We start from the raw sequence: 22,211 nt of genomic DNA, 5'->3' as shown, positions 1-22,211 counted from the left end.
CCAACCGCAGAACTTACTCTTCCTTTGATGAACTGAAACTGAGCATTTTTCAGTATATCAACGGTTTCTACAATTCTTTCAGACCTCATTCTCACAATAACGGCCTCTCTCCTGATCAGGCAGAAATGAATTTTTTGTAAAATTTGCTCTTTTACTTGTCTACTTTATTGACTATGGTCCATTTTCAGAGTGCTTAGTTTCTTTTTATGAATCTTTCTTCTATAAATTCTCGGAAGTCCATTATTTCACCTGCTTTCGTTAGTGCTTAAAATGCTGTATTAATCCGATTACTGCTAAAACAAGCAATAATAAAGCTGATATAATCATTCCTGTTATCTTTAAGCCTAAATAAAATTCAAACAAATAAATCACCTACTTTTGGGCATAGAAAAACCGCCTTTAAAGCATTTTAACTTTAAAAACGGTTATTGAACATATTGATACTTCACACTATAATCTACTTATCGGCTGATGTCCGAAATATATTATAGGAGGTAAATAAAAATGATGAATTGATTTATGCACAATGTTCACTTAAGAACGAAAAACATTGTGATGGTTATGAATCACCTGAGCGGAAATGTCCTTATTGCTATCCCCATTCTTTGAAAGGCTAAATATAACATCGCTCAAAAAATCATTATAAATGTCTCTTTTTTGAGAATAGCAGTATTCTAAGAAACAGCATTGTGAGCAGTTCCCATTCAGACTTTCACAATGCTGTTTCATTTTACTATGAAATTCGATTATATCCATAACATTCTCCATTAAACAAACCGCCCTCAAGGAGCGGTTTAATTTATGATTGTGATGGTATCAATCTCGTTTTCAGGAAATTCAACAAGTTTACCCAAAAACTTAGAATCAGTAGAACGAATAACAATACTATTTATATTTGAATCATTCTCATCGGCTGGAATAATATCCTCAACATCGCCAATAAATTTTTTACCAGTAGTCGTTAAAACACTTATTTTTTTATTCCAATAATTAAAAATATTAAGCATAATTTCACCTTCTTTTTGAGATTGCTGGTACAGCGTGTGTTCTGCTTTTAGAATAATGAATTCTGAAGCGGTCAGTTTCTCCTAAATCTTCGCCATTAGAAGATACTACACGACCAATAATTTTATCAACAGTTATATACTCTTTAGCATTTGCAATACCATTAGCGTTAATGGTCACCTCGCCAGTACCATAATACTTATTAATAATTGATTGCAGTTCTTCCTCTGATATTATAAAATAACTTTTATGTTTAGCTGGGTCGTACATATCTGAACCTAAGATATGAGGTTTTTGTTTTTCAGAATTTAAAAGCTTAGTAATTTCTCCGTTTTCAATTCCTTCAACTATTCTTTTATCCCTTATTATACCACTTCTAACAACTTTATCAATAGGTATCTTCCATTTTCCAACCCCAATATTTTCTAAACCGTCAATAGCCACTCTCTGCCTTTGCTGTGGCAAATCCATAGCTTTTGAAAAGCTTGTATATTCTTGAGAAGTACCTCTATACTTTGCCCTTGCAAGCATTATATCTGTTTCATCAGCTTCACCGTCCTGCAATAGCTTGATTTTCTGCCGTTCTGCTCTCATTCTTGTTTCAAGTTGTCGCTGTCTTTGCAGAGCTTCATATGACGAAAATCAGCAAGATACCGATGTTCCTATCGTTTTTCCCGAATGGAGTTTAATGCTCGGTACAAAGCTGAAAAGACGAGATTTTCGCCTTGATGTTCTGCTCAAAACAGGCGTTTTTTTGCGTGAAATTGCAAAGCGATTGCTTGTAGGTCTTGAGGACAAACTACCCGATTTGCAAGAGCGTATCGACCATATTTTCCATAAGCAGCTTTACGGTATTGCCATAACGGAACTTACAAGTTTGCTCTCTCGCCGAAGTCTTTATTGCTCGAAATATCCCAACGGTCCGTACTCAATCACACACTTTGATGACGCCGAGGGAAATATTCGGTACAGAAGAATTTACAATACTTAACATTTCTCCTTTAATTGGTAACAAAAGGTGCTGTTGAAGAAATGCTATCTATATGTACCTTTGCCGAATATGGTGGAGATATTGAGCCGTTGACAGAGGAAATTCGCAGTCAGATTTTGAAACATAGATAAGCTGAATGATAAAAGGTTTCCATGTCCTTGCAATAGCACAGAAAAGCAATCTTTCGGAAGATTTAAATACAGCTTTTATAGAAAAAAATCCCATAATACGCATTATAATTGTTGTTGATAATGTAGATTATGGGATTTGATATTTTTCACTTACATATTTGTATAATAAATCTTTATAAAGTCTATTCGCCTCTAAGTGCATCTACTGGCTTTAATTTAGAAGCTTTATTCGCTGGATATATACCAAAAACTATACCTGTAAATAGAGCGAATATGACTGTAAATGCAATAATATCATATCTAATAATAATGGATATCCCAAGCATAAATGCTCCAATAAAGGATATTACAATGCCTAAAATTACACCAAGAATACTACCTGACATTGTAAGTATAAAAGCCTCTATTAAAAATTCCTTAAGAATATCTCCTCTGCATGCTCCTATGGCTTTTTTAATACCTATTTCACGCTTTTTTTCTCCAACTGATACAAGCATAACATTCATAATACTAAGACTTGCCACAAATAAAGAAACCCCTCCAACTGCCGATAAAATCATAGTAACAATATTCATAAGCTGAGATAGACCTTCTTTTTGTTTAGCCATACTTTCAACTATATAACTATTCTGAAAACCCGTTTCTGTAGAAAGAGCTTTTACAAGCTTTTCACCAACTATATCTGGTTCAGCACCATCACTTATCTTTACTGCTATACGGTGAAAATCACTCATATCATATAATTCTTGCATAGTGGTATATGAAAGATACATAAATGTAGGAATATAGTTTCCCATCATATTTTGTAAAAGTCCGCTACCAGTTTTTATCACCCCTATAACTTCAAAATTTTCATAATTGCCAGAGCACAAAGCTGTAATTTTTCTGCCAACTATATTACTATAACCAAAATTTTCTTTAGCAAAGCTTTCATCTACAAGACAAACTCTTGCATTAGTAGCAATATCTCCTTTGTTTATAAATCGTCCATACATTAATTTAAGAGATATAACTTCTTTAGCGTTTTGGTCAATTCCCCATAGAAGTGCCTGCGTATTTTCTCCACGAGAATTAACAGTTGCGGTCTGAAAAATCAAAGGCATAGCTTTTTCTACATATGATGAGTTTTTTATAATATTCAATTCATTATCAGATAATACTGCATCAGAATCAGCATTTGTATTATCAAGACTTACAGAAAGTCCACCTACTCCAAGACTATCAAGCTCTGAACTTACGGCCACGGCTCCACATTGTGAGATATTGCTTATTATGATAACTGCTGTAACACCAATAGCAATACCTATTATCGTCAGTAAGCTTCGCCCCTTTTTTCTTATTAAACCTCTCATAACACAGCAAAAAACTTCATTCATATACTTATTCACCTTCAATATGAATAGCTTGAGCTTCACTATCAGAAAGCTCAGAAATATTTTTTATAATTCTATCTCCATCTTTAAGTCCACTTTTTATCTTTGCACCATCAGTAAGCTCACATTCTATAATTACATATTGCTTTTCCGCTCTCCTATTCTGAAATTTATAAACATAATCTCCTTTATTGTCACTTCCAAGCGATTCGTAAGGAACTATTATTGAAGAATCATCAGATGCAATAATTATTGCACACTTTGCGGTATATCCTCGTTTGATTTCTTCATCGGGATTTTCAACCTTTACATCTACTTCAATAGTAGTTTCACGCCCAATATCGGTAGCAGTTTCTTCCGCTTCATCAGCTATTGAAATGACTTTTCCTGTATAGCTTTTTTTATCAAAAGCATTTCCTGTTATAGTAACGCTCTGACCTTCTTGTATTTTAGAGATTTGGTTTTCGTTTATATTAAGCTTAACTGATAATCCTGATTTATCTGTTATAGTAAAAAGTCCAGTCCCCTTTGTGATAATATCACCCTTTTGAATTTTAAAAGAAGTTACTGTTCCGCTCTCAGGAGCAACTATCGTTTTATATTCTGCTTGGCTAATATCATAATTTTTATACTTATCTATTATTTTAGATATATTACCCATATCTATATTAGAGGGCAATTCTACAACAGCCACTTTTAATATCTCATCGTTCTTTTTTACATTGTCATTTTCTTTTATAAAAATATCCGTAACTACACAATCATAATTCGCTTTTACATTTTTTTGATTTATATAGCCGACCTTACCCGTTGATTGCACTATTTCATCAGATTTACTTTTGATTACATTAAAAATATTAACAACCGGAATTGTTGTTTTTGCGAAATTACCAACTGCAAATATTGTTATTATAATTAACGCTGTTATAAACAATAAAGTAATATATTTTTTAATCCTCACAGAAATTCCCCCATATAAACAGCTTTTTTATTTAGCTAAGCATAGTTTATGCAAATTTATACTCTTTAATCAACGCATTGTAGTAACTGATATTAGTAAAATCTGTACAAGAACTCCCGATTTTCTACAAACGACTTATATTGTAGATTGAAAAAAACAGCTAAATAAGGTATAATATTATTCCATCTTAGAAAAGCTTCTTTTTACTTTTCTAAAATTTCTTATAAATAAAGGGAGGTTTGTTATTATGATTGAAGAAGATAAATATAATCCCTTGTTAAGCGAGCGTGACATCGAACACAATACATATCTTCGTGTAAAATACGAATATATGGAAATGAAAGAAAAGCGTGAGAAAGTCAATCGAATAGGAATTATATTTATAGCTGTATCCGCTATTGTATTTCTGGCGCTTATGTTCAGTCTTGAATCAAAACTATTCTTTCTGGTACTTTGGATTATTACAATTATCTTCGTAGTTGCCTATCTTATACACAATGAATATAGAATATATAGGCTGCGTGTATATCTTGGATATGAAGATGAGAATGAGCCAGAAGAAAAAGATGACGAAAGTGAGGACGAAAGCGAATGAAAAAAATTTTTTCTATTTTTAAGCATGACCTTAAAAAGATTTTCAGAAGTGTAATTGCCTTTATAGTGGTTATTGGACTTAGTGTTCTTCCTGCTTTATATGCGTGGTTTAATATTGCATCTAACTGGAATCCGTATGATAACTCAGGAAATATCCAAGTTGCAGTTGTCAATCTCGATAAAGGTTGTAAGATTGGACCTCTAAAGACATCATTTGGTGACAATATAGTTGATAATCTTAAAAAAAATACTCAAATGGGTTGGGAATTTGTAGACAAAGATACTGCCGACCAAGGTATAATTGATGGCGATTATTATGCAGTAGTAATTATTTCTGAAAATTTCAGCGAAAATCTTGTAAGTATAGCCTCTGGTGAGCTTAAAAGACCTGAAATTACATACCTTGTTAATGAAAAGAAAAACGCTATTGCACCTAAAATCACCGATAAAGGTATTCAGGCTATTCAAACAGAGGTAAACTCAAGCTTTGTTGCTGAAATTACAAATATTGCCGCAACAGTGCTTAATACATCTTCTGACGAAATATCAGAAAACAAAGATAAGATTTGTGATAATATTATTTCCACTCTTGATGACGGAAAAATATCTCTTGATTCATTGAAATCTACAATAGATGTAATTTCTGGAAGTATGGATTCAGTAAATTCCTTAATTAAGTCAAATAAGGATTCACTTCCAAAACTTAAAGATAAGCTTAAAGATACAAATGAATTTGTAAACTCTATTAAAGATGCAAGTACGGCAATTAAGTCTGCATCAACTGGACTTTCTTCAACTCTTGAAAGCAGCATTGCTTCTCTTGATTCGCTTACTTCATCATTCAGCAATCAGCTTAATACAGTTATTACTAAAGTAAATAATGGTTCTAAAGATATTGCTGACGACCTTCAGAATCTTACTGATATTTGCAATAAGATTATTGAGATAAATAATGATATTATTAATATTCTTAATAGCCTCGATAATACAGGCTCAAGCGGTATCACAAGCTTAGTTAATACTATTGAAACTTCCACAGCGAAGATTTCTTCTCTTATAGACTCTTTAAGCCAAAAGCTCGATACTATATTTGACACTATTGAAAAAGATACATCTACCACAGCAGATAAGCTTAACGAGATAAAAATTATCAATCAAAGCATAATTGCCGCTAATAACGAACTTATCTCTGCTTTAAATACTTTGTCTGAAAAGTTTGGGATAGATACATCTGATGCAATTGCAAAGCTTAATTCACTCAATACAAAACAAAGTGCTATTATTTCTAAAATAAATGATGCAACTCAAAAAATCAAAGAAACAGGTTCTTTGCCTAAAGACTTAAAAAGCGATATTGATGCTATCATTAAAGAAACTCAAAATTCCATTACTCAGATAAAGACAGAAATAAATAAACTTATTTCTAATATTAAAGCTGATATTAAGATTTCTGATGTTGTTGAATTTTTAACAGATATGAATAAAACTCAAAACCAGATAATTACGAAGCTTAATTCAGTGGCATCTACATTAAAAAATTCAAATGTACTTCCAGCCGACTTTGGCAGTGAAATTAAAGCATTGGCAGATTCTACAAAGAATTCTATTGCTAACTTTAAGAGTAATTATTTAACTCCTGCAAAAAAATCAATAGAAAAGGTCATCAATAAATCAGGTGATGCACTCGATAAGGTTTCAGATGTTCTCACATCTTCTACTGTCACTGATGATATTGAGGAGGCATTAAATTCCGCACAAAAAATAGTTACTTCTGTAAGTAGTACATTTAATGATGTAGAAAAGTTAATTGATAAGGGAATCAATAATATTGATACCATTAAGAAAAAAATTCAGAATTTAAAAGAAAATTCAACTATTGAAAATCTTATAGGTACTGTTTTTGGTGACCCAAAGGCAGTAAGTGACTTTATCTCAAGTCCTGTTAAGATAAACACTGAAAAGATATTTCCAGTATCTGATTATGGTTCAGCAATGGCACCGTTCTATACAGTTCTTGCTTTGTGGGTCGGTGGTATCGTCCTTGTTGCGGTTCTTAAAACTGAACTCAGCAAAAGTGATATAAAAACTGTTGGCAAGGTCAAACCTTATCAGGAGTACTTTGGAAGATATTTGATATTTATGGTAATATCATTGCTTCAGGCTACTATCACAGCTCTTGGTGATGTATTCTTCCTAAAAATTCAGTGCGAAAACCTCTTTCTCTTCATTCTTACAACCTGGATAATTATCATTGTTTTTTCACTTCTTATTTACTCATTGACAATTTCGTTCAGTGTTATAGGAAAGGCAATAGCAGTTATTATATTGATTGTTCAGGTTGCAGGTTCAGGCGGTACATTCCCACCAGAGCTTTTACCTAATTTCTTCCAGAATCTAATCAGATTTATGCCATTTAACTATGCTATTAATGCTGTAAGAGAAACAATAGCAGGTGTTACATACAGTGCTTACTGGGAAAACATACTATATCTCCTTTGCTTCATACCTTTAGCATTGATAATAGGAATCCTCTTCCGTAAGCCTTGTATGAGAGCAATGAGGTTCTTTAATAAACGCCTTGAAGAAACAGACTTAATTTTATAATCAGATAATAACAACCTCCATTATTAGGAATAATCCTAAAATGGAGGTTGTTTTTTGTCAAAATATAAAATAAGCCACAAAAAGCAACAGACTAAAAGTCTAATATTTATATGTGGTGTTACAATTTTCTGCTACACTTTTTTCTAAACTTTTAGATTATATAAAGAGTTTAATTTTTATTATTTTATGACTTAAAGTACTGTTCCAATATTATAGCCAGAACCTTCTGTTGTACTATTGTTAGATGTATTTGTTGGTGCACCTTTTGGTATTTTAATAGAAATTTATAAGATGAACAATCTTTATAATAGTTTACACAGTCAAATACAGAATGATTTTCAATATAATTTATGTGCTAATTATAATCTTTTTAAACAAAAGAATGATTTTGAACACAATATATACTTGATTTTTTAGGTATAATATAAATTATTATTTACCACAAAAACAAAATGTACGAACTTCATATTAAAAGCTCGTACATTTCATAGCAATATCGAATTTACACAAATTGTGTTTTATTCTTGACATAATCAGAAAATTATACTATAATTAAATTATAAAGCACACATTTTGTGTTGCTGCGTAAATAGCAAAGCTTTAAACTATATTTGCAGTGAATAAGTCGCTAAAAGTGTGTAAGGCATAAGGTCGTTGCCAGTTAAAGCTTGCTAAAACAATTTAATAAAAGCTGTCAGCATATTACAAATTCAACTGACCATAGAATTCTCTAAGTGTTTCACAAGAATTTTTAAATTTAGCGATTTCGTCCTCGTTGAGGTTAAGCTCAAGAATATCCTTGATACCATCTCTATTAACAATAGCAGGAACACCAATAGTAACATCTTGTTCTCCAAATTCACCAATAAGCATAGAAGAAACTGTAAGAATACTATTCTCATCTTGGAAAATCGCCTTAGTAATTCTTGTCAAAGCCATACCAATTCCGTAATAAGTTGCTTTCTTTGCCTCAATAATAACCTGAGCAGATGTACGAACTTCCTCTTGAATCTTCAGAAGTTCATTCATAGAGAAATTACGATTTTGCTTTACTACATCTACAACAGGCTTTGTAGAAATCAATGCCTGCGACCAAGGAACAAACTCACTATCGCCATGCTCACCAATTACATATGCGTGAACATTTCTTGGGTTGACATCGAAGTAATCGCCAATTAGAAAACGAAGTCTTGCAGTATCAAGAGTAGTACCACTTCCGATAACTCTCTTTGCAGGGAATCCTGAAAGCTTACGGGTTACATAAGTCATAATATCAACAGGGTTAGTTGCAACAAGAAAAATTCCGTGAAAACCTACTGCAACGATTGGTTCAACGATTGTCTTAAAGACTGCAACATTTCTGTTAAGCAAGTCAAGTCTTGATTCGCCTGGTTTTTGTGCAACACCCGCACAGATAACAACGATGTCAGCATCGTTGCAATCGCTGTATTCTCCAGCATAAATCTTCATAGCTGATGGTGCAAAAGCAAGACCGTGGTTAAGGTCCATAGCCTCACCGATAGTTCTCTCCTTGTTGATGTCGATAAGGACCATTTCGTCACAGCCATTCTGGTTAAGCATTGCATAAGCATAGCTCATACCAACCATACCTGTTCCTACAATAGCAACTTTTTTTGCCTCTTTTTTCATGAAAATTCCTCCTCAATATTTATTTTAATGAGTAAAAGAAGGTTTCGTAGGCATCGTCCCAGCCATCAATACCATCGACTCCGCCTCCGTTCACACTTCTTAACTTGCTGTCATTCATATCCTGACCAAGCGCGAATAAACCACCAATAGTTATATTATAACCTAAATCTTGCGAAACCTTGCAAAATTCGTTCATAGGGTCTTTGGCATTTCTTGTTGCCAAAAGCTTATCTCTAAGCTCAGTATTGTGCCTTGCATCATATAAAAGCCTGTTAAGCTCGCTCTGTGTTTTATCCATAGGCTTCTCACCGAATCAAGCTGTAACTACATTTGTAGGCTTTCCGTCTATAAAGTTTTTAAGATTGTTATAGACAATACCGACAAGGCGTTCTCTTGTTTCCTTAGGAGCCCAAGCAACATGAGGTGTTATCAACAAGTTAGGAGCATCTTTCAACGGACAATCATTTCTCATTGGTTCAACAGCTATTGTATCAACAGCTGCTCCGCCGAGATGACCGCTTTTTAGCGAATCTGTAAGAGCCACTTCATCAACTATTCCGCCACGAGCTGTATTTATAAAATATGCTCCCTGCTTCATTTTCGCAAAGGTTTCTGCGTTAAAAAGCTTTTCAGATTGCTTATTCAGCGGACAATGCAGAGAAATTATATCGCTTTTTTCAAGAAGTTCATCAAACGAAACAAATTTTGTAATACCGTCCTCTCGAACTGTTCTTGTGTTTACGATAACATTCATTCCAAAGGTACGAGCCACATTTGCAACCGCTTTACCAATACTGCCATAGCCGACTATACCCATAGTCTTTCCAGAAAGTTCCATTATATCATAAATAAATGGCGAAAAGGTTTCGCTTTCACACCAACCATTTTTATGAGTAAATTCATTATATTTAGCAACACGATTAGTCATTTCAAGCAGAAGTGCGAAAGTATGTTGTACAACCGCACTTGTTGAATAGCTTCCTGCATTGCAGACGGTTATTCCGTGAGTATTGGTATAGTCGAGGTCTATATTATTATAGCCTGTCGCAAAAAGTCCTATGAATTTAAGATTTTTTGCACCTGACATATTTTCTGCTGTCATTGGTGTTTTATTACAAAGCACAACATCAGCATCTTTTATTGCCTCTGCCACATTCTTAGGTGACGTCAACGGAAGATAGGTTACTTTTCCGAAATCTTCAAAAGCCTTGAGCGAAACATCTCCACTTGTAACAGTTTTATAATCCATAACTACTATATTCAAGGCATCATCTCCCCTATAAATATGCAAAAAACGGCACCATTTGGCACCGTTTCTTAATATTGCTAATTAGACAGCGTGGATTTTATTTTCCAAGTCTGCATTTTTAGAGTCAATGCCAATTTTCTTATCTCTACGCTTTTTGAAGAAATCGAGAGCAACCTTCGGGAACTGTGCATAAGAAAGAACATCTTCCTCTTGCTCAATCCACTCAGGAATCTCTGCACGAAGCTTATCAAGCTCAGGCTCAAGTAAATCAGCAGGGCGACAGTCGATTGCAGGCTCATCGCCTATAATCTTCTTTCTGAACTCAGGGTCAATCGGCACTGGAGTTGTACCGTATTTACCAGCAACAAGTCCCTTGAACTGGTCGTTGCACATCTTGTATCTTTCACCCATAATGACATTGAATACTGCCTGTGTACCGACAATCTGTGATGTAGGTGTAACAAGCGGTGGATAACCTGCGTCCTTACGAACACGAGGTACTTCCTCAAGAACTGCTGTAAGCTGGTCAGCCTTGCCTGCCTGCTTGAGCTGTGAGAGGAGGTTTGAAAGCATACCGCCTGGAACCTGATAGATAAGTGCCTTAACATCTGTTGCAAGCATAGATGGGTCGAGAAGTCCGCTGTCGATATACTTCTTTCTAAGTGTCATAAAGTATTCACGAACCTCAGAAAGTGCAACAAGGTCAAGACCTGTGTCATAATCTGTATTTGCAAGAGCCGCTACCATAGATTCTGTTGGAGCGTGTGATGTTCCAAGAGCCAATGGAGAAATCGCTGTGTCGATTATATCTACGCCTGCTTCGATACCCTTGAGTAAGCACATTGAAGCAAGTCCTGATGTATAGTGTGTATGAAGCTGAATTGGGAGGTCAACAGCTTTCTTGATTTCCTTAACAAGTGAATAAGTTTCAGATGGTGTAAGGAGAGCAGCCATATCCTTGATACAGATAGAATCTGCACCTGCATCAGCAATTCTTTTAGCGTATTCTACATAATATTCATGTGTGAATACTGGACCTGTTGTGTAGGAAATAGCAACCTGTGCGTGTGCTCCTTCTTTCTTTGCAGCTTTAATAGCAACCTGAAGATTTTTAATATCGTTAAGTGCATCAAAAATTCTTATAATATCAATACCGTTAGCAACTGTACGCTGTACAAAATATTCAAGAACATCATCAGCATAGTGACGATAGCCGAGCATATTCTGTCCACGGAAAAGCATCTGAAGCTTTGTATTAGGAAGATTCTTGCGGAGAATTCTCAATCTCTCCCATGGGTCTTCATTCAAGAAACGCAAGCAGGCATCAAATGTCGCACCGCCCCAACATTCGATTGAATGATAACCTATTTTATCCATTTTATCAAGTATCGGAAGCATATCTTCTATTGGCATACGAGTTGCTATGAGCGACTGATGTGCGTCACGAAGAGCTGTTTCTGTTACAAGTATTTTTTTCTTAGCCATTCTTTATGACCTCCAATTAGCCGATTGTTACAAGAAGAGTACCTGACTCAACTGCATCACCCTTATTTACATTAACAGAAGTAATTTTGCCATCCTTTGGAGCCTTGATTTCATTTTCCATCTTCATAGCTTCAAGAACAACAACTACATCACCAAGCTTAACCTGCTGTCCAACAGAAACATTAACAGAAATAATTGTTCCAGGCATTGGGCAATTAAGTGGCTCACCGCTTGTAGGAGCAGCTGCTGGTGCTGCCTTTGGTGCGGTCGCTACAGGTGCTGCTGGTGCTGCTACTGGAGCTGATGCTGAACCGCCAACTTCTTCAACCTGAACATCATATGCTACGCCGTTTACGGTAATTTTAAGATTCTTCATATTATAAATCGTCCTTTCGAAAATCGAAGTATATTCAAAAATTCATTAGATAAACAAGTTATTGTGCTTCTTTGGAAGTCTTTGTACTCTCTTGCCAATAAGCATATCAAGTGCAGACGCAAGCTTTGCTCTTGTTGCTGATGGTGTGATAACATCTTCAACATAGCCATTTGCAGCAGCCTCGAATACAGAGCAGTTTTCTGCTTTGAACTTAGCAACAAGTGCTTCCTTATCAGCCTGTGGATTAGCAGAACCTTTAAGCTCCTTGCCAATCTCATCACCAAGCATAATAACAGCAGATGCATATGGATTAAGTGGGGAAACCGACGCATTCGGATATGCGAATGTAATATCTGCATTAGAGCCTGTTCCTGCAAGTGCTACATAAAGAGCACCATAAGCTTCACCTGTGATAACTGAAATCTTTGCAGTTGTAGCCTCAGCATATGCACTTGAAACTCTTGCAGCCGATTTGAGGCAACAGAATTTCTCTGAATCTACAAATGTGATAACTGGAATTGAGAATGCATCACAGAAACGAACGAAACGAGCAATCTTCTTGCAAGCATCTCCACCGAGAATCTTTGTACCAGCAGAAACAAAACCTACTGTAATTCCTGTAAGTGTTGCAAGTGCTGTGACAGCATCATCACCATACGCTGCTGAAAGTTCAAGATAACTTCCGTCATCAGCAACAAGCTCAGGAATGTCATTAGCAGGAGTATTATCTGCAACATTTTCAGAAGCATCTGCAAACTCAAAGCCAGCAGCTGTTTCTATATTATTTGCAGGAAGCATTGATGCAACATCACGAGCAATCGCAATAGCATCTTCTTCATCTTCTGCAAGAAGATGTGCTGTGCCATTTTCAAAAGCCTTTTCAGCTGTTGAACCTGTATTTACATCAAGTGAAAACTCTGCACCCTTTGCTGCAATGACTACATCACCACAAGCCGCAATAAGTGCCTGTGTTCCAAGACAAGGACCAAGTACAACAGAAATCTGAGGAATAACCCCAGAAAGTGCACTTGACATTTTGAGAATTTCTCCATAAGCTGTCAAAAGCTGTGAACCTTCGGTAAGTCTTCCGCCGATTGAATCATAAATTGTAATAACAGGTACACCTGTTTTTTGTGCAAGGTCATAGACCTTTTTTATTTTAGCCGCCTGAGCCTGTGACATTGCACCGCCACTTAAATCGCTATTTTGTGCAATGGCATAAACTCCTGTGCCATTAATATAACCATAGCCTGCAACGGCTTCAGCATAACCGCCCTCTGATTTTGCAAAAGCATCAACCTGTGTGAAAGTTGCATCATCAAAAAGCTTCTGCAAACGCATATAGCCCTTAGATGCTTCTACTTCACTTACTGCTTTAGAAAGGACATCATTTTTATTTTCGATACCCATCCCTTTTCCTCCATTCATTTGTAGTTAAACAAATTTTACATATTACATATTATAAAGTAATTTTCTTAAAATATCAAGTGAGAATCCAAAAAAAGCCACTGGATATTATTGAATATTTGTTTATTTTTTAAATTCAAACCAATAAGGCCCTGAATATAGACAATTATTACATTTTTATTGATTGCCTTACGAGTAAAAATAAGAATAAATTTTGTTTGCCTGTTCGGTAATCGTTGTAATGAAATACGCCGTTGGTACAAAAGGTTAGTGTGAAGAGGTCAAATTAAAGTCGAGTTGGAGATTTATTTGGTTTCAATCGGCTTTAATCTCCACAAATTTTATACAAAATTAATGTATTTTTAATTCGAAATTCTATTGCTATGAATTATAGCAGATACATATAAATAATTATCTTTCTCATAATATCTTATGTCGCCATTATATTTTTTAACACAATCTGAAATAATACCCATTCCCTTACCATGGCTTACTTTATCTTTTTTAGTTGTAGCTAAATCTGGATTCAGCGAAAGTATAGATTCAGATATTTTATTTTTACAAGTAATTACAATATAACTTTTTTTATATGATATATCAAGCGTCATTTTTCGTTTATTTTCAGGTTGTTTTCTCAAATATTCTATTGCATTATCACACATATTACCGACTATTGAAACTATATCATTACTTTTTATATCACTGACAACCTGTTCATTTATACTCACCCTAAAATCAATTTTACTATTTAAAGCCTTGTCACGCTCAACATTTATAATTGCATTAAGCAGAGGGTCATTTGTAGATATTGGTGTATAAATTGCCTCAAGGTTTTCTGATATAGAATTGCAAAATTCTTCTGCTTCCTCATACTTACTATCAGCAATCAATCTACTTAAACATAATATATTATTTTTCATATCGTGCTTTGTTTTTGACATATTTTCTATCTGTTCATTAGTATGTAAAATATCTTCTTTATAAAGCTGTTCCCTTTGTTCTGTAAGCAAAAGCTTTGTTTTAATCTCGTTGCTTTTGCTTATTTTTGTCATCATGAACCATGTTATAACCGCAATAGCTGTCATACTTAAACAAATAAATGTTAAAAGCCCAACTATTTCTGGATTCAATTCTGTTAAAATAGATATATATACACATGAATATATAATCAATACTGACATAACCGGAATAACTAAAAATGATACAATATCTGTCCATTTCTTAAATTTAAATTCCGTCTTGTTAAACCTTAAAATAATTAAAAGTACTAAGATATTAGTTAAAGTTATTAATCCCATACATAAATATCTATATATAGATGCTTTTAGCACAAGGCTTCCAACTGTTTCAGGTGTAAAGCAACTTATAGTGAAAGCAAAGCCATAGCTTATTACAGTATTTATCATTTGAGATATAACTGGCATAATTATTCTTGCAAATATATTCCCTTTTAGCAGAAATACTGCATATACGATTTGTATACATGTATATATGATTTCGTCTAAATTAGTAAAATGTATTGGATTAAAAGAAAAATATGTAAGTGCAATAAATAGTATAGCTACAAAAGAGAAAAATCCTATATAATCTTTCTTAGTCTTCTTTCCTTTATTAAATAGTAAAAATAAAAATCCTATATACATAAAGGATTGAAATACATTTACACTTATTTCTACTATTGCATCAATCATCATCAACCACCAAACTTTCATAATATCTGTTATTTACTTCATTATAATATTTTCTTGATAAAACTACGCTTTCTCCGTTATCTAACAACACAGAATTTGGTGTTACTTCAAAGATATAATCCAAATTGACAAGGCAACCTATATGTGTTCTTACAAAATTTTGAGACATTAAATCCGCAAATTTTTCTTCTATGGTAGCTCGTTCTTTATAGGTACCGTTTACTGTATGAAACCAAACATAATTCTTAATTTTGTCAATATATATAATATCTTTTATAAATACATTAACCAAATTTCTTCCGCATTTTATCGTATATTTTTGTTTTTTAGGATTTGTTTTTTCATAAATATTGCAGATACAATTCTCAAGAAGCCCATTAATATCTTTTTTTCTTATAAATGTATAAGGAAATTCTTTCAAAGCTTCATAAATAAGATTCTCTTTGCTTGTAACAAATGCAATATAAGGAAATTCCTTTGGATTATAGATTTTATTTATCTCCCTGAGAGCAGTTATCCCATCTGTTCCCGGCATATCTATATCCAAAAATATCAGATGATAATTTTTATATATTTCCATAATATTTCTTGCGCTATTAAAAGTATCAATATAGCACTCAATATCATTATCATTACATATTTTAATTACATCTGATTTAAAAATTTCCAAAAAAACTTGCTCATCATCTATTATGGCAATATCCATACTTGCCCCACCATCTACCCATAAAATATAGAAAACATAATCACTTATATTAAAGTATATATTTAAAACCATAAAAAATCAACCTAAAAATTACATTTTTAGATAAACTCTCGATTAAGCTTTCACTCAACCGAGATTTTCTTAAATTATTTAATTTTTTCTGTCTGTTTCAGTTTATTAAGCTGCAAAATATAATTTTATTTTTTTAAAATCAAAACCTTGTTGATATATACATCAACATAAACACAAACATAAAGTTGTACACTTAACAGCAAAAAACTGACAGTAATTTTACATACTGTCAGTTCTAATCTTAAATCAATATTATGCTTTAAATATTTAATATATCTATCGGTTTATCTATTGTAAGCTTTGCACCATTTTCAAGTAAATAAGCCTTTTCACGAAAGCCCCAAGTTACAATAATCGAATCCATATCAGCATTTTTGGCTGTCTGAATATCAACCTCAGAATCTCCAATATAAACTGCTGTTGATTTATCTGCATTAAGCTTTTTCAAAACCTCTAATACAGAATCAGGAGCAGGCTTTTTTCTTACATTTTCACGCTCACCAACTGCTATATCTATCAAATTCGGAAAATATCTCTCACAAAGCTTTTGCACAGCATAATCAGCCTTATTTGAAACAACCGCTATATGACAATTTTCCACTCTCAATTTCTTGATAATTTCAATTATATTTTCATAAGGCTTTGTCTTATCCTCGCAATGAACAGAATAATATTCTTTAAATGTCTTGAAAACCTTGTCTATATCTGCCTTTTCAGTGCCAGTAGGTACGCCTCTCTCTACAAGCTTATATATGCCGTTTCCTAAAAATCTTCTTACTTCATCTATGGTTCTTTCAGGATAGTTATTTGTTCCCAATGAATAGTTCAATGCGTTTGCAAGGTCCTCAAGTGTATTAAGAATTGTACCGTCCATATCAAAAATATAAACCTTATATTTCATAGTAAATCACCTCATAAAAAGTTCTCTTTCAATTATGTCATAATGCTTGTCTATTGAAGCTTCGCATTTAGCCATATCTCTTTCCTTGATAGACGAAAATATGCTATTATGTACTTCTTTTAAAAGCTTTTTAGTATCACTATCTGCGTTAGAAAGAACCTCATCTATCCATTCTCTATAAATATCCATAATAGCTTCCATAAAGCATATCCAAAGCTTATTGTTTGTAGCATATATCAGCGAATAATGAAAAAGCCTATCCCGCTCAACCTCATCATATTTATCAGATTCAGAATTAAGTATATCTGATATTTTATTAAGCTCATCTTCACTGATTTCAGATTTCATTATTACTCGACAAACAGCTTTTTCCATATCTCTACGGAAATGGCATATATCAAGCTTAGAAATACTTTTAAGCAGTATCATATACCGCAACATTTCAGACATCTGCATAGAAATATTATCTGTCAGATAATTTCCAGAGCCGTGAATACTTTTAAGTATCCCCATATGTTCTAAAATACGCAAAGCCTCTCTTGTAGAATTTCGGCTTATAGAAAGTTCCTCCGCTATTGCTCTTTCAGTAGGAAGCTTAGAATTTATAGTAAGATTTTCAGCTTCTATTTGATTGCGAATATAATCAATTACTTTCTCATATTCGTGATTTTGTTCAGCCAAGCGTTTCACCTCATTTATTTTAGAAACATAGAAAATATAGATGCTCCTATTACAGTAAGAATACCTGATACAACAATTGAAAGACTGCTCATAGCACCCTCAACTTCACCTATTTCCATAGCTTTTGATGTACCCATTGCGTGCGATGATGTTCCGAATGCAATTCCCACTGCGATAGGCTCTGTAATATGAAAAACCTTGCATACAAATTTACCCATAATGTTACCAATAATACCAGTTACAATAATAACCGCAACTGTAAGATTAACATAGCCGCCCAATTCATCAGAAATACCCATACCAATGGCTGTTGTAATAGATTTAGGCAAGAAGGTTACATATTCCTCGTGGCTAAGCTGGAAGAAAACTGCCATAACAGCTACACTAAGCAATGATGTAATTACTCCTGTACCGATTCCAGCAATAACTGCTTTGATATTTTCCTTCAATAGTTCAAGCTTTTCATAAAGCGGAACAGCAAGGCAAACTGTCGCAGGTGTCAACAGATAGCTAAGATATTTTGCACCATAATTATAAGTATCATAATCTATATGACCTAAAGTAATAACAAGAATAGTTGCAACAATCGAGATTAAAAGCGGATTTAAAATAGCAAGCTTTGTTTTTCTATTCAGCACAACTCCCAAACCATAAGCAATTAAGCTTACTGCCGCACCAAAAAATACTGAATCCTGAAAATAGTCATTCATACTTTTTTCTTCTTTCTGTCCATTTTTATAATGACCTGTGTTACAATACCCGAAACTGCCATAACAATTATTGTAGATATAACAGTTATTACAGCATAAGCTAATAGATTTGATTGTATAGAACCCCACGATTCAACCAAACCAACCGCTGCTGGAATAAACATAATTGGCATAATTTCTATAAGTAACTTTGCAGTTTCTCTGACATCTTCTGGCTTAATAATATGAAGCTTTAAGCATAGAAACATAAGTACAAGTCCCCATATGCTTGCAGGAATAGGCAAAGGTATGAACATATTCATAAATTCGCCTATAAAAGAAATTATAATAATTATCCCAAATTGCTTTAAATATTTCATTATTCTCCTCCTAAATTGGTACTACCAATTAGTCTATACTCAAATAAAGTTCTTGTCAATGCAGATAAAATAATTTCTCTATTTTATATATAATCACCTTTATAGGTTGATTTATATAAGCTACTTTTACAAAATAGACATAAAAATATTGCACAGACCATTAAAACAAGCCTGTGCAATTCAATTTTTACATCAAAAAATATTACTAAAAATAGCATATATAGTTTTATCATATTAAATTCATTTAAAAAAAGCTTTTAAAAATTTTCCATATCAGACCTCTATTAATCTTTCATCTTTTTCATTATTTCACTTATTTCTTCTTCATCAAGTCCATTACATAATGCTTTATAAAATTGTTTTATATCTTTATCCTTTAAGATATATTTAACTTGACTATTTTTTAGTGCAATTTTTATTAGTTTTTTCTTTTGTTCATCAGACCAAGATTTCACATCATTCATTTCAGCTATAATTGTATGAGTATTTGCAAAGCTTGTACTATCTTCAAGTCGATTAATCAAATCATCTTTCTGTAGTTCTTGTTCACCCTTGTTCTTAGTTTCCTTATTTTTTTCATTAATGCACTCAAAATGAAAGTTTTCTAATATTTCATTTGATGCAGTACGGTCAATAATTTGTTTTAATAATTTTTCTAACTTAGAATCTTCTGTATAATCTGCTGGAGCAAAATATTTTATTCTATTTTCCTCTAACATTCTGAATACTTTTGATTTATCTTTAGTTTCTGAATTATATACACCTATTGAATGACCACCATTGGTATTGACCAATTTCATACATGGAATATCTGTATCGCTATCTCCGATATAAACAATATTTCTAAAAGGTACTCTATATTCGTTTGGTTCAAAATACGCATTAATATTTTGGTCGTTAATATCTAAAACACCTTTTTTAATTCTAAATAGAAATTGTGTTTTATTTGTATAATTGACAACCTGTGCAGGCCAAGTTGCAACACCTTTTTCATTAAAATAGAAAGAACTTGCATATATCTTTTTAAATTTATCAGCAACTTCAGTTCCCTCTATCATCTCTTTTAATCCAGACGAAATAATATAATGTTCAACTATAACTCCCTTTTCTTCGCCATACTGATTTATTCTATCAAACCAAGTATTTACACCCGGAAATAATTTTACTTTCGCACCATCTTTACGCAATGTATCTTTTGTAAAAAGAACTTTTCCTTCAGAAGACCTAAGCATCATATACATATATGCCAAATTCTGGTCCATATCGTTCTTAGCAGCCAATTCATTTGATTCTTTCCAAAAATCTGCCACCTCATAATCAATAGACTGAATATATCCCTGTGCCTGCATATCATCTGGAGATAGTGTCTTATCAAAATCATAACAAATAGCCAAAATCGGTTTATCTTCACTTTTCATACAATCAACCTTTCTTTTATTCTTATAAATCATATATAAAATCCTTTTGATAAAGTTAAATATACAGTATTATACACCACTTGACTATAATCTGTAAAGATATTTTATAAATATTATTTCTATCTTACACCAAACTAAAAAATAAAGGAGCGAACTATATTCGCCCCTCAGATAGCTATTTCTTTAAATTAAGAATTTTATATAAAACTCTTACTCATTATTCTCAATCATTTCAAGCTGTTTTTTAGATTTCACAAAGTAATATACTACTCCTGTTATATCCGCCAATGCCCAACCAATAGGTACAGATACCCAAATTCCTATAACGCCTATCGCAGGAATTGCTGAAAGAATATATGCTAAAAGAACCCTTGTACCTAATGAAATTACTGTCAGCACCACCGACATAAATGGCTTATTTACTGCACGATAATAGCCATATAGTAAAAATAGTATTCCAATTCCAATATAGCACGAACCCTCTATGCACAAATATATAACACCAGCTGAAATAATTTCTGTTTCCTCTGGATTTATAAATATGCACATAAGCGGTTTTGCAAAAACTATCACCAACAAACTTATTATAGCACAAAAAATTGCTGAAGTAACAAAGGCACTTTTTATTCCCTTACGGATTCGTTCTTGCTTGCCTGCACCATAATTCTGAGCAACATATGTAGAAAAAGCATTTCCAAAATCCTGTACGGGCATATATGCAAAGGAATCTATCTTTACAGCCGCCGCAAAAGCTGCCATAATTACTGTTCCAAAGCTATTTACAAGTCCTTGTACCATCAGAATACCAAAATTCATAATCGACTGTTGCAAGCTCGTCATAACCGAAAGATTTAATATAGCAGAAAGATTATTTCTATTCCACTTCATATCCTCTTTTTCAGGAATAAGCTGTTTAAATCTCTTGAAAGTATATATAGCTATACCTATTGCAGAAATAAACTCCGAAAAGACAGTTGCTATTGCTGCACCCTTAACTCCCCAGTTGAATACAAGAACACATACTAAATCTAATACAACATTCAATACAGCAGAAACTGCAAGAAACACCAATGGAAGAACAGAATTTCCAATCGCTCTAAGCAAATTTGCAAAGTAATTATATATAAATGTTGCTGTAATACCTAAAAAGATTATTTCAAGATAATCTCTCATCATAGCTTGAATTTCATTTGGAATTTGCAAAGCCCAAAGTATAAAATCCATTCCAATATATACAATAATATTCAAAGCAATAGATATTCCAGCAATCAAGCAGAATGACATAAAAACACTTTGACGCATTTTCTTGCTATCTCCGCTCCCATATTGCATAGAAATAGCCGCTCCACTACCCATACAAAGACCAATAATTATTGAGGTTAAGAAAGTCATAAGAGTATATGATGAACCTACTGCCGCCAAAGCGTCTGAACCTAAATATCTGCCAACAACCCATGTATCAGCAATATTATACATTTGCTGTAATAGATTTCCAAACATTAAAGGCAAAGCAAAAAGTAAGATGTTTATTGTAATAGGGCCTTTGGTTAGATTTCTTTGCACTTCAACTATTCTCCCAAATCATAATGAAACTTATTTTCATTATAGCATTAAATTCAAGATTTGCAAATTTCCTATAAAATTGTCTAAGGCACAGTCTGCCAATTTAGACTGTGCCTTAGTAATATATTATATAATGCTGTGGGGCTATTGTCACGAGCATAGAGTCGTTGGCTCAGTCATAACTATTGCTATGGCATCAACTCTTATGTATAGCCGAGTTATTTTTATATTCACAGCTCATTTGCTATGAATACATTCTATCTGTCGAACCTTAGATAAACCTT

The 22,211-nt window shown here is 33.3% G+C and carries 23 protein-coding genes; 4 read left to right on the top strand and 19 right to left on the bottom strand.

The features are described 5' to 3' along the window. A partial coding sequence (locus tag C9914_RS08175; RefSeq protein ID WP_158707287.1) for an IS3 family transposase occupies positions 1-140 on the top strand: 140 nt, incomplete at its 5' end. Between the two features lie 394 nt (positions 141-534). Here C9914_RS08175 and C9914_RS08170 read toward each other — a convergent pair. From C9914_RS08170 to C9914_RS08160, 3 genes are read right to left on the bottom strand one after another with little or no spacing between them, the layout of a single operon-like run. Further along, positions 535-768, bottom strand: a complete 234-nt coding sequence (locus tag C9914_RS08170) for a hypothetical protein (RefSeq protein ID WP_106764665.1) — start codon at positions 766-768, stop codon at positions 535-537. A 26-nt stretch (positions 769-794) separates the two neighbouring features. Next, complete coding sequence (locus tag C9914_RS08165) at positions 795-1,007, bottom strand: hypothetical protein (RefSeq protein WP_106764663.1); 213 nt, start codon at positions 1,005-1,007, stop codon at positions 795-797. Between the two features lie 4 nt (positions 1,008-1,011). Continuing rightward, positions 1,012-1,599 carry a polymorphic toxin type 50 domain-containing protein gene (locus C9914_RS08160; protein ID WP_106764662.1) on the bottom strand — a complete coding sequence of 196 codons (588 nt, stop codon included), beginning with the start codon at positions 1,597-1,599 and terminating at the stop codon, positions 1,012-1,014. Here C9914_RS08160 and C9914_RS11665 point away from each other — a divergent pair. Beyond that, positions 1,574-1,996, top strand: a complete 423-nt coding sequence (locus C9914_RS11665; RefSeq protein ID WP_207654840.1) for a hypothetical protein — start codon at positions 1,574-1,576, stop codon at positions 1,994-1,996. The genes C9914_RS08160 and C9914_RS11665 overlap by 26 nt on opposite strands. A gap of 313 nt (positions 1,997-2,309) precedes the next feature. Here C9914_RS11665 and C9914_RS08150 read toward each other — a convergent pair whose 3' ends face one another. Together C9914_RS08150 and C9914_RS08145 are read right to left on the bottom strand one after the other, a co-directional pair. Then, positions 2,310-3,503: an ABC transporter permease gene (locus C9914_RS08150; protein ID WP_106764660.1), complete on the bottom strand. Its 1,194-nt coding sequence runs from the start codon at positions 3,501-3,503 to the stop codon at positions 2,310-2,312. A gap of 4 nt (positions 3,504-3,507) precedes the next feature. Then, entirely contained in the window at positions 3,508-4,461 is a 954-nt protein-coding gene (locus C9914_RS08145; RefSeq protein ID WP_022264226.1) for an efflux RND transporter periplasmic adaptor subunit, read from the bottom strand. A 247-nt stretch (positions 4,462-4,708) separates the two neighbouring features. Here C9914_RS08145 and C9914_RS08140 point away from each other — a divergent pair, with 247 nt between their 5' ends. Continuing rightward, positions 4,709-5,056: a hypothetical protein gene (locus tag C9914_RS08140; RefSeq protein WP_022264227.1), complete on the top strand. Its 348-nt coding sequence runs from the start codon at positions 4,709-4,711 to the stop codon at positions 5,054-5,056. Further along, positions 5,053-7,659 carry a YhgE/Pip domain-containing protein gene (locus C9914_RS08135; RefSeq protein ID WP_106764659.1) on the top strand — a complete coding sequence of 869 codons (2,607 nt, stop codon included), beginning with the start codon at positions 5,053-5,055 and terminating at the stop codon, positions 7,657-7,659. The genes C9914_RS08140 and C9914_RS08135 overlap by 4 nt, the downstream gene beginning before the upstream one ends. 702 nt (positions 7,660-8,361) lie before the next feature. On the opposite strand, the gene C9914_RS08130 is transcribed toward C9914_RS08135, so the two are convergent. The 14 genes from C9914_RS08130 to C9914_RS08065 all read right to left on the bottom strand — a co-directional run bounded on the left by C9914_RS08130 (position 8,362) and on the right by C9914_RS08065 (position 21,927). Beyond that, the gene (locus tag C9914_RS08130; RefSeq protein WP_106764657.1) at positions 8,362-9,309 is read right to left on the bottom strand and encodes an L-lactate dehydrogenase; all 948 of its coding nucleotides are present in this window, start codon (positions 9,307-9,309) and stop codon (positions 8,362-8,364) included. Positions 9,310-9,328: 19 nt separating this feature from the next. Beyond that, on the bottom strand, positions 9,329-9,607 hold the full coding sequence (locus C9914_RS08125; protein WP_022264230.1) for a hypothetical protein: 279 nt from the start codon (positions 9,605-9,607) through the stop codon (positions 9,329-9,331). Between the two features lie 15 nt (positions 9,608-9,622). After that, positions 9,623-10,573 carry a D-2-hydroxyacid dehydrogenase gene (locus C9914_RS08120; protein ID WP_242972086.1) on the bottom strand — a complete coding sequence of 317 codons (951 nt, stop codon included), beginning with the start codon at positions 10,571-10,573 and terminating at the stop codon, positions 9,623-9,625. A 66-nt stretch (positions 10,574-10,639) separates the two neighbouring features. After that, positions 10,640-12,043, bottom strand: a complete 1,404-nt coding sequence (locus C9914_RS08115) for an oxaloacetate decarboxylase subunit alpha (RefSeq protein WP_022264232.1) — start codon at positions 12,041-12,043, stop codon at positions 10,640-10,642. A 16-nt stretch (positions 12,044-12,059) separates the two neighbouring features. Next, positions 12,060-12,419 (bottom strand): biotin/lipoyl-containing protein, encoded by a 360-nt coding sequence (locus C9914_RS08110; RefSeq protein WP_106764656.1) that lies wholly within the window; start codon positions 12,417-12,419, stop codon positions 12,060-12,062. Positions 12,420-12,464: 45 nt separating this feature from the next. Continuing rightward, positions 12,465-13,829: a carboxyl transferase domain-containing protein gene (locus tag C9914_RS08105; RefSeq protein ID WP_106764654.1), complete on the bottom strand. Its 1,365-nt coding sequence runs from the start codon at positions 13,827-13,829 to the stop codon at positions 12,465-12,467. A gap of 359 nt (positions 13,830-14,188) precedes the next feature. After that, positions 14,189-15,250, bottom strand: coding sequence for a sensor histidine kinase (locus tag C9914_RS08100; RefSeq protein WP_158707379.1), 1,062 nt, complete (start codon positions 15,248-15,250; stop codon positions 14,189-14,191). A 259-nt stretch (positions 15,251-15,509) separates the two neighbouring features. Continuing rightward, positions 15,510-16,295, bottom strand: a complete 786-nt coding sequence (locus C9914_RS08095) for a LytR/AlgR family response regulator transcription factor (RefSeq protein ID WP_106764650.1) — start codon at positions 16,293-16,295, stop codon at positions 15,510-15,512. 259 nt (positions 16,296-16,554) lie between these two features. After that, positions 16,555-17,196, bottom strand: coding sequence for an HAD family hydrolase (locus tag C9914_RS08090; RefSeq protein ID WP_106764648.1), 642 nt, complete (start codon positions 17,194-17,196; stop codon positions 16,555-16,557). A 6-nt stretch (positions 17,197-17,202) separates the two neighbouring features. After that, complete coding sequence (locus tag C9914_RS08085) at positions 17,203-17,877, bottom strand: FadR/GntR family transcriptional regulator (RefSeq protein ID WP_158707378.1); 675 nt, start codon at positions 17,875-17,877, stop codon at positions 17,203-17,205. Between the two features lie 14 nt (positions 17,878-17,891). After that, the gene (locus tag C9914_RS08080) at positions 17,892-18,587 is read right to left on the bottom strand and encodes an LrgB family protein (protein ID WP_106764645.1); all 696 of its coding nucleotides are present in this window, start codon (positions 18,585-18,587) and stop codon (positions 17,892-17,894) included. Further along, complete coding sequence (locus tag C9914_RS08075) at positions 18,584-18,946, bottom strand: CidA/LrgA family protein (RefSeq protein ID WP_106764643.1); 363 nt, start codon at positions 18,944-18,946, stop codon at positions 18,584-18,586. The genes C9914_RS08080 and C9914_RS08075 overlap by 4 nt, the downstream gene beginning before the upstream one ends. Before the next feature lie 284 nt (positions 18,947-19,230). Further along, entirely contained in the window at positions 19,231-20,364 is a 1,134-nt protein-coding gene (locus C9914_RS08070; protein ID WP_106764676.1) for an HAD family hydrolase, read from the bottom strand. A 210-nt stretch (positions 20,365-20,574) separates the two neighbouring features. Next, positions 20,575-21,927 carry an MATE family efflux transporter gene (locus tag C9914_RS08065; RefSeq protein WP_181013447.1) on the bottom strand — a complete coding sequence of 451 codons (1,353 nt, stop codon included), beginning with the start codon at positions 21,925-21,927 and terminating at the stop codon, positions 20,575-20,577. Between the last annotated feature and the right edge of the window lie 284 nt (positions 21,928-22,211).

Origin of the sequence: Pseudoruminococcus massiliensis, assembly GCF_900291955.1 — a bacterium.
In the GTDB taxonomy this organism is placed as follows: Bacteria; Bacillota; Clostridia; order Oscillospirales; family Acutalibacteraceae; genus Pseudoruminococcus; species Pseudoruminococcus massiliensis.
The sequence above is the reverse complement of the archived record's forward strand: the minus strand, read 5'-3'. Positions and strand labels throughout refer to the sequence as shown.

Coding starts and splice junctions, on each gene's coding strand:
- C9914_RS08170 (WP_106764665.1), bottom strand. CDS start 768: ATGGAGAATGTTATGGATATAATCGAATTTCATAGTAAAATGAAACAG.
- C9914_RS08165 (WP_106764663.1), bottom strand. CDS start 1,007: ATGCTTAATATTTTTAATTATTGGAATAAAAAAATAAGTGTTTTAACG.
- C9914_RS08160 (WP_106764662.1), bottom strand. CDS start 1,599: ATGAGAGCAGAACGGCAGAAAATCAAGCTATTGCAGGACGGTGAAGCT.
- C9914_RS08150 (WP_106764660.1), bottom strand. CDS start 3,503: ATGAATGAAGTTTTTTGCTGTGTTATGAGAGGTTTAATAAGAAAAAAG.
- C9914_RS08140 (WP_022264227.1), top strand. CDS start 4,709: ATGATTGAAGAAGATAAATATAATCCCTTGTTAAGCGAGCGTGACATC.
- C9914_RS08135 (WP_106764659.1), top strand. CDS start 5,053: ATGAAAAAAATTTTTTCTATTTTTAAGCATGACCTTAAAAAGATTTTC.
- C9914_RS08130 (WP_106764657.1), bottom strand. CDS start 9,309: ATGAAAAAAGAGGCAAAAAAAGTTGCTATTGTAGGAACAGGTATGGTT.
- C9914_RS08125 (WP_022264230.1), bottom strand. CDS start 9,607: ATGGATAAAACACAGAGCGAGCTTAACAGGCTTTTATATGATGCAAGG.
- C9914_RS08115 (WP_022264232.1), bottom strand. CDS start 12,043: ATGGCTAAGAAAAAAATACTTGTAACAGAAACAGCTCTTCGTGACGCA.
- C9914_RS08110 (WP_106764656.1), bottom strand. CDS start 12,419: ATGAAGAATCTTAAAATTACCGTAAACGGCGTAGCATATGATGTTCAG.
- C9914_RS08105 (WP_106764654.1), bottom strand. CDS start 13,829: ATGGGTATCGAAAATAAAAATGATGTCCTTTCTAAAGCAGTAAGTGAA.
- C9914_RS08100 (WP_158707379.1), bottom strand. CDS start 15,250: ATGCCAGTTATATCTCAAATGATAAATACTGTAATAAGCTATGGCTTT.
- C9914_RS08095 (WP_106764650.1), bottom strand. CDS start 16,295: ATGGTTTTAAATATATACTTTAATATAAGTGATTATGTTTTCTATATT.
- C9914_RS08090 (WP_106764648.1), bottom strand. CDS start 17,196: ATGAAATATAAGGTTTATATTTTTGATATGGACGGTACAATTCTTAAT.
- C9914_RS08080 (WP_106764645.1), bottom strand. CDS start 18,587: ATGAATGACTATTTTCAGGATTCAGTATTTTTTGGTGCGGCAGTAAGC.
- C9914_RS08075 (WP_106764643.1), bottom strand. CDS start 18,946: ATGAAATATTTAAAGCAATTTGGGATAATTATTATAATTTCTTTTATA.
- C9914_RS08070 (WP_106764676.1), bottom strand. CDS start 20,364: ATGAAAAGTGAAGATAAACCGATTTTGGCTATTTGTTATGATTTTGAT.